The following is a 1,901-nucleotide window of genomic DNA, read 5'->3' on the forward strand; positions in this document are numbered from 1 at the left end:
CACTTATTGCATCAACCTTATCTTGGGAATCGTCTAAGTAGAGTTCGATAAATTCGAGCAGCGTGGCTGTTGCGGTCGTCTCTTTTGACTTACAACGGGCGATAAACTGCTCCCAAATCCTTTGGTCACAGTTGAAAGATGCCAGCTTTTTTTTACGCCCTGTATTGCTCATGTTCACGTGTCATCTAGGTAAACTGGGACTGGCCACGCTTATTAAATCGTGTAATTCATCATGATGAATTACCTTGATAGTATCATCGCCAAATGCCTCAGCGCATTCCTCAAGCAATGCCTTTTATGAAGAGATGCTATCGCCAATGGCTACCATTGGCGATAACATCTCTTCATAGCGGTTACGCTGGGAGCAAATAAATATAGACATCACCCCGTAGAAATTCCAGCATCAATCTTCTTCGCCAGAGACTGAGTATTAAATATCCTCAGTGATGACGCTAATTGCTGAAAATACCCATACAGATCACTAAACCGAAAAGAAGAGCGATCGCATTTCAGAGCCAGGAACGTGTAGAAAAAGTGTAGAAACTACATCAGCGTAGAGGAGATTTCTTCCTCTGTCCTGGAATAGTCAACTTTTGGACAGCACGGCGTTTAGTTTCTTCACCGCGACGGTCATATCTGGCAGTCTGGTCACTGTTTGCGTGTCCAGCTAACCTTTGGACTGTAGAAATGTCTTCACCAGCATCGAGCAACTCCGAAATGAAAGTCCGCCGGAAATCATGAGCAGAGAAATTAGCAACAAAGGCTTGTGCGCCACGTTTTTGCAAAATAAATAGCACTGCTTGAGAGGTAAGTCTTCGCCGCACTATCCTTGAGCCTCTGTTGACATGGCACAGCAAGGGGCCTGCCTCGTACCCTCGAAGCGACAACCAATCCGAGACGACAGTTAGACCACTTTCGGGTAAGTACACAGTCCGATCTTTGCCACCTTTGCCAGCACGCACCTGTATTGCCCCGGTATTCAGGTCAAAGTCGCTCAAGTCTAAATTCACCGCTTCAGAGCGGCGGACTCCAGATCCACGGAGTATTGCAAATATTGCAGCATCTCTGTAACCAGTGGGGGTAGGGTCATCAAAACAGGTTTGCATTAATTGGGCGATTTCTTCTGCCGTGAGGACACGTCCCCGCAATTGCTTGGTGACTTTAACGTTGGGAATGTCTACAGCACGAGCAAAATCAACAGCATCCATTATCTCTAACCGCAAGGCTTCTTTTAAAACTCGCCGCAAAGCAGACAGCACTTTGTTGACATAAGCTGGTGCATATTTTTCGCTCAACACAGAGCGGACTGCCGCCGTATGTTTGTAGCGCAGTGCTGCCCAGTTCAGGGTCATCGCATCACAACTTGAGTTGGTTAATAATCGCGCGATCGCATTTAAAGCTTGGCGCATAGCTGGACGGGAACCAGGGGAAAGCGTCGCCAAGTAGACTTGGGCGGGGTGTTCGATCAGGGGAACGGGAGAGGCAAGGGCTAAGGAAGAGGAGGTACTGTTTTCAAGGGTTTCATGCATTTACTTATCGGAACGTGTCTTCTTATAAGCAAGATTCTGATAAGTAATTGTCCCATTATTAGCGCTAACGCGATCGCTCTTTCTTATCCCTCCATCGGCAACACCTCTTCACTTAGCAAGGTGTAAAATTCAGGAACTTGAGATTCCACAAGTCGCAGTTCACTCGCCGCGATCGCCTCAAGTTCCAGTACCGTCTCCCAGCGCAAATCCTCAACCCATCGCTTGAGAATGCCTTTAATCGCGTCCACCCCCTGCTTAATACCAGAGCGAAGTATTTCTACACAGTGGAGTAGCGTAACGCGATCTGTTGGAGGCGACTCAAATTCGGTAGTATCCTCCCCTTGGCAATGGGAGTTCCCTATAGCATCAAGG

The 1,901-nt window shown here is 47.6% G+C and carries 2 protein-coding genes; both read right to left on the reverse strand.

Features of this window, described 5'->3' with window-relative positions; translation table 11 throughout:
• Positions 1-548: 548 nt before the first annotated feature.
• Entirely contained in the window at positions 549-1,529 is a 981-nt protein-coding gene (locus ACWATR_RS39705; RefSeq protein WP_460345797.1) for a tyrosine-type recombinase/integrase, read from the reverse strand.
• 83 nt (positions 1,530-1,612) lie between these two features.
• On the reverse strand, positions 1,613-1,901 hold a 289-nt coding region (locus ACWATR_RS39710; RefSeq protein WP_460345800.1), incomplete at its 5' end, for a hypothetical protein.

The organism is Nostoc sp. UIC 10890 (assembly GCF_054786515.1).

Bases quoted from the DNA above. Each gene is read 5' to 3' on its own strand.
- ACWATR_RS39705 (WP_460345797.1), bottom strand. From the start codon at position 1,529: ATGCATGAAACCCTTGAAAACAGTACCTCCTCTTCCTTAGCCCTTGCC.